General features: G+C 72.2%; 5 protein-coding genes and 1 pseudogene. 5 read left to right on the top strand and 1 reads right to left on the bottom strand.

Going from position 1 to position 5,494, the window contains the following annotated elements; genetic code table 11:
• The 4 genes and pseudogenes from C1I97_RS40230 to C1I97_RS30245 form a co-directional block, all read left to right on the top strand.
• A pseudogene (locus C1I97_RS40230) lies at nucleotides 1-217 on the top strand (hypothetical protein); the annotation flags it as partial.
• A 76-nt stretch (nucleotides 218-293) separates the two neighbouring features.
• Nucleotides 294-2,618: a protein translocase subunit SecD gene (secD, locus tag C1I97_RS30255; protein WP_111006285.1), complete on the top strand. Its 2,325-nt coding sequence runs from the start codon at nucleotides 294-296 to the stop codon at nucleotides 2,616-2,618.
• Nucleotides 2,619-2,788: 170 nt separating this feature from the next.
• Nucleotides 2,789-3,121 carry a TraR/DksA family transcriptional regulator gene (locus C1I97_RS30250; RefSeq protein ID WP_111006288.1) on the top strand — a complete coding sequence of 111 codons (333 nt, stop codon included), beginning with the start codon at nucleotides 2,789-2,791 and terminating at the stop codon, nucleotides 3,119-3,121.
• 163 nt (nucleotides 3,122-3,284) lie between these two features.
• Nucleotides 3,285-3,650: a hypothetical protein gene (locus C1I97_RS30245; protein WP_111006284.1), complete on the top strand. Its 366-nt coding sequence runs from the start codon at nucleotides 3,285-3,287 to the stop codon at nucleotides 3,648-3,650.
• A 51-nt stretch (nucleotides 3,651-3,701) separates the two neighbouring features.
• Here C1I97_RS30245 and C1I97_RS30240 read toward each other — a convergent pair whose 3' ends face one another.
• A complete protein-coding gene (locus tag C1I97_RS30240; protein ID WP_369008373.1) occupies nucleotides 3,702-4,628 on the bottom strand; it encodes an NAD(P)-dependent oxidoreductase in 927 nt (308 codons plus the stop codon).
• Between the two features lie 263 nt (nucleotides 4,629-4,891).
• Between C1I97_RS30240 and C1I97_RS30235 the strand changes: the two genes are divergently transcribed.
• Nucleotides 4,892-5,494: DUF4142 domain-containing protein (locus C1I97_RS30235; protein WP_111006286.1), on the top strand; the 603-nt coding region annotated here is incomplete at its 3' end.

Here is a 5,494-nt window from a genome sequence, read left to right as displayed (position 1 = left end):
GTGCGGGGCCGTGTGCTCCACGCAGAGCGGGACGCGGCAGGAGGCGCACGGGGAGCGTCCGCCCCAGCACGCACAGCCGGCGACGGCCGTGCAGGAGGCGGCGGTGGCCGCGCCCCCGGACGGGCGCGTGACGGCGGTGGGCGGGTACGTGCCGCGCCCGGTGGGGCACGTGGTCCAGGTCGGGGGGCGGGCGCCGCCCGGCGGCTTCGGCATCTGACGTTCTGTCCCGTTCGCCGTTCGAACCGCCGTGACCACGCCGACCGTGGTCGCGGTGTGCCCGCCGGAGGCCTTTCTTGATCCGTTCAAACAAGGTGAGGACGTTGTTCGCCCTCATCGTGATCGCCCTGTCCGTCTACATCACCGTCACCGTTCCGGTCCGTCTCGGACTCGACCTGCGGGGCGGCACCCAGATCGTCCTGGAGACCCGCTCCACCCCGACCACCAAGGCCGACCGCGCGGCCACCGACCGCACCCTGGAGGTGCTCCGCGGCCGGGTCGACGCGCTCGGTGTGGCCGAGCCGACCCTCGTCCGCTCGGGCAGCAACCGGATCATCGTCGAGCTGCCCGGCGTACAGGACCCGAAGAAGGCGGCCGACGTGCTCGGCCGTACCGCCCAGCTGACCTTCCACCCGGTGCTCGGCCCGGCCGACGCCACCGAGGACACCGCCAAGCCCAAGCCCGGGGAGTCCAAGGATCCCAAGAAACCCGGGGACTCCGAGGAACTCGTGCTCCCCGACGAGTCGGGGCAGAAGCTGCGCCTTGCGAAGACCGCCCTGACCGGCAAGGACGTCAAGGGCGCCGACGCCCGCTTCGACCAGGAGATGGGCGCGGGCTGGCACGTCACCATCGACTTCGACAAGACGGGACGCAGCGGCTGGGCCAAGCTGACCGGTGAGGCCGCCTGCAAGCCGGTGGGCGACCCCGCGCGCCGCGTCGCCATCGTGCTCGACGACCGGATCATCTCCTCCCCGCAGGTCGACCCGTCGGTCGCCTGCGGTACGGGCATCCCCGGCGGCTCCACGCAGATCACCGGCTCCTTCGGCGACGCCGAGGCCCGCGAGCTGGCCCTGCTGATCAACGGCGGCGCCCTGCCCGTGCCGGTCGCGACGGTCGAACAGCACACCGTCGGCCCGACCCTGGGCGCCACCGCCATCGAGGCCACCGCCTGGGCCGCGGTGATCGGCACCATCCTGACCGCGCTGTTCATCACCATCGTCTACCGGCTCACCGGCTTCCTCGCGACCGTGGCCCTGGTCTGCTACGGCGTGATCTCCTACGCCGCCCTGGCCGGTCTCGGCGCCACCCTGACCCTGCCGGGCCTGGCCGGTTTCGTGCTGGCGATCGGCATGGCCGTGGACGCCAACGTGCTCGTCTTCGAACGCGCCCGCGAGGAGTACGCCGACATGCACCGGCCCAGCACGCGCTCGGCCCTCACCGCCGGCTTCCGCAACGCCTTCAGCGCGATCGCCGACTCCAACGTCACCACGCTGATCGCGGCCGGACTGCTGTTCTTCCTGTCCACCGGCCCGGTGCGAGGCTTCGCCGTCACCCTCGCCATCGGTGTCGTCGCCTCCATGATCAGCGCCCTGGTGATCACCCGCGTACTCGCCGAGTTCGCCGTGTCCCGCCCGTCGGTGCGCCGCCGCCCGCTGTTCACGGGCCTGGCGACCACCGGCCGGGTGCGCGACTTCCTCGTGCGCCGCGACCCGCAGCTGATGAAGCACCCGCGCCGCTGGCTGGCCGCCTCCGCGATCGTGCTCGTGCTCGCCGGAACGGGCATCGCGGTCCGGGGCCTGAACTTCGGCCTGGAGTTCACCGGCGGCCGGCTGATCGAGTACAGCACCAGCACCTCCGTGGACCCCGAGCGGGCCCGCATCGCCCTCGCCGACGCCGGATTCCCCGGCGCGGTCGTGCAGTCCTCCGGCGACAACGGGCTGACCGTGCGCACCGAGGAGCTGACCGACGCCCAGGCGGTCAAGGTCGCCGACACCATCGGCACCCTCGGCGGTGAGACGGAGAAGGTCCGCGACGAGCTGATCGGCCCGAGCATCGGAGAGGAGCTGCGCCGCAACGCCCTCATCGCCCTCTCCATGGCCCTCGGCGCCCAGCTGCTGTACCTCGCCGCCCGCTTCCGCTGGCTGTTCGGCTCCGCCGCGGTCGCCACGCTCGCGCACGACGTGGTCATCCTCGTCGGCGTCTTCGCGTGGCTGGGCAAGCCCATCGACGGCGTGTTCCTGGCGTCCCTGCTCACCGTCATCGGCTACTCGGTCAACGACTCGGTGGTCGTCTTCGACCGCATCCGGGAGCTGGTCCGGCGGAACCGCAAGGCGCCCCTGCCCGAGGTCTGCAACAACGCGATCCTGCAGACCGTGCCCCGCACCGTCAACACGGGCATGGGCGCGCTGCTGATCCTCGCCTCCCTGGCGGTATTCGGCGGGGACTCGCTGACCGACTTCGCGCTCGCGCTGCTCATCGGCCTGGTGGTCGGCACCTACTCCTCGGTGTTCACCGCCACCCCGCTCGCCATCGAGTTCAGCAACCGCCGGGGCGGCACCCCGAGCCGCCCGCAGCGCCGCAAGCCGGCGGCCCGCCGTCCCGTCCAGGGCGCGCAGGTCTGATGCGGCCGTTCCGGTGGGCGGTGCACCCCGCCGCCCACCGGAAATGGGTGCTGCGACCGATGGCCGCGGCTTTCGCGCCGGGCCACTCTGGAGAGTCAGGAGGGGGGCCGTACGTCACCGCGGCCCCCCTCGTCACCGGCTCTCTGCCAGCCAGAAGGGACCGTATGCCGATGTCGTGGGAGACCACCCGCAGTGCCTCCGCGGCCGAGCGCATGAACGCGCACGAGGCCCGGCAGCGCCTGGAACACGAGCGCAACTCCCGCCTCGCACAGCTGCGGGCCATCGAGGAGAGCGCCAACGGCGGCCAGGAGGCCGACGACCTCCTGAGCGCGCAGAAGACCGCCCTGAAGCTGGCCCTGAAGGACATCGAGGCCGCCTTCGGACGGCTGGACGGCGGTTCGTACGGAAGCTGCGAGGACTGCGCCAAGCCCATCCCGGTGGAACGGCTGGAGATCCTGCCGTACGCCCGCTGCTGCGTGCCCTGCCAGCAGCGCGCCGGCTGACCGGCGGCCTCCCCGGGCCGGCCCGGGGAGGCCGTGGACGCGGCCCGGACGGGAGCGGCGGCGGCCCCGGTGGCCGTGCCGGGACCGTCCGCGCGTGTCCCGGACGACGACGCCCGGCGCGCTGGCACTTATCCTGAGCTCCTCAGGGGAAGGGGAGTGAGCGATGCGCTGGATCTGGTGGGTGGCGATCCTGTTCTGGACGGGCGGTTTGGCCTGGTTCGCCGACACCGTTCGCACCGCGCTGCGCAACCGGCACGAGCGGAAGCTGGAACTGATGGAGGCGGCGAAGGCGGAGCGGCTGGCCGTGGAGGCGGCGCACAAGCCGCCGGAGCCGGTGTGCGGGTGCACGCACCATCTGGCCAAGCACGACAAGAGCGGCCGCTGCCACGAGCGCGTCGAGGTCCCGACGGCCTGGGACGAGAACAAGAAGCCGCTGCGCTTCGAGCCGGGGCAGTGCAACTGCCAGCAGTACGTGGGCCCTCAGCCGTTGTCCCAGGTGTACGCCGAGGAACTCACCGACCGCGCCTGACCTCCGGCGCCTCTCCGGCATCCCAGGCATCTCCGGCGTCCCACGTCGCCGTCACGGCTCCGCCCGCCCGTGGTCCTCCTCGGCCGGGTCGTGGTCGGTGAAGCTCGCGAAGTACGCCGCTGCCATGTCCTCCTCCCCGTGCCCCTGGGCGGCGGCGCGGGCGAAGCGTTCGGCGCTCGCGGCGGCCACGTCGAGGCGGACGCCGTGGCGCTCGCCGGCCCGGACGATCAGGCGGGCGTCCTTCTCCGCGGTGGTCACCGCGAAGCTCGGCGGGAGGAACGTGTCCTCGAGGATGACATCGGCCTTGGCGTGCAGGTAGCCCATGTCGAGTGGACCGCCCGCGATGAGGTCGAAGAAGCCCCGCGGGTCCACGCCGAGCCCCTTGGCCAGGGCCAGTGCCTCGCCGGTCGCCGCGGTGACCGCGATGACCCAGCTGTTGGCCACCAGCTTCAGCCGCGTGGCGGTGGCCGCCGCGGCGTCCTCGCCGGTCCACACCGTACGGGCGCCGACCGCCTCGAACACCGGCGTCACCGCCTGCCGGCCCTCGACGGGTCCCGCCGCCAGCACGGTCAGCCGGCCGGCCTCGGCCGGCTGCCTGGTGCCCAGCACGGGCGCGTCGTAGAAGACCAGGCCGTGCTCGTCGGCGAGGGCGGCCAGTTCGGCGACCGACTCCAGTCCCGCCGTGGTCGACTGCGCCCACACGGCGCCCCGGCGCAGCGCGGGGGCGGCCTCGCGCATCACCTCCAGGACCGTGCCGCCGTCGTAGAGCATCGTCAGGACCGCGTCGGCGTCGCGCACCGCCTCGGCGGGGGTCCCGGCGACCTCGGCACCGTCGGAGGCCAGGGGCTCGGCCTTGGCCCGGGTGCGGTTCCAGACCCGGACGGTGTGTCCGGCGCGCACGAGGTTGCGGGCCATCGCGGCGCCCATGATCCCGGTGCCCAGGACGGCCACGGTACGGGTGTCGGTCATGTCGTCCACCTCCTGGTCGGTGCTGACACGTGCGGTGCGTGCCGCGCGGGCTCCGGGCCCGGCGTCCGCACGGATGACGTGACGTACGGGTTGCGGGTACCCGCCCCCGGGTGAGCAGCGTCACACGGGCGGCGGCGGGTTTTTGCCAAATCAAAAGGTTCCTTACGCTTCCCCGCACGTATCAGTGGCTGTCCGAACCGCCTGTGGGCGGGATCCATGACCGCGCAGGAGGCACGGTGCGCTTTTCGCGGAACGCGACGGGAACGCTCTTCGTGGGCGGTGCCCTCAGCCTGACCCTTGTCGCACTCGGCTACCCGGCCATGCTCGGTCTGGACAAGGTCTCCAACGACGGCGACCGGATCATCGCCCAGACGCAGTGGGGGCCGCTGACGGAGTCGGACCGGGACTTCGTGGTCAAGGTGCGCGCGGCCGGGCTGTGGGAGTACCCCCTCGGTCAGATGGCCCTGAAGAAGGGGACGACCCCGGAGGTCGTCACCGCGGGCGAGCACCTGATCGACGGTCACGCGGCGCTGGACACCAGCTGCCGCAAGATCGCCCCCTTGCTCAACATCACGCTGCCGAACGCGGCCAGCCCGCAGCAGGAGGGCTTCGTCACCACGATCGGGAGCAAGACCGGCAAGGAGTTCGACTCCGAGCTGGCCAACATCCTGCGCATGACGCACGGCTCGATCTTCAACACCATCGCGAAGGTCCGCTCCACGACCAAGAACAGCCTGGTCCGCGAGCTCGCCAACCAGGCCAACGACACCGTCCTCGACCACATCATGGTTCTGGAGGCCACCGGACTGGTCAACTTCGAGCAGACGCTGCACATGCAGACGAGCCCGCCGAAGCTGCCCTCCTCGGACCTGACC

The organism is Streptomyces sp. NTH33, from assembly GCF_003236365.1.
In the GTDB taxonomy this organism is placed as follows: Bacteria; Actinomycetota; Actinomycetes; order Streptomycetales; family Streptomycetaceae; genus Streptomyces.
The sequence above is the reverse complement of the archived record's forward strand: the minus strand, read 5'-3'. Positions and strand labels throughout refer to the sequence as shown.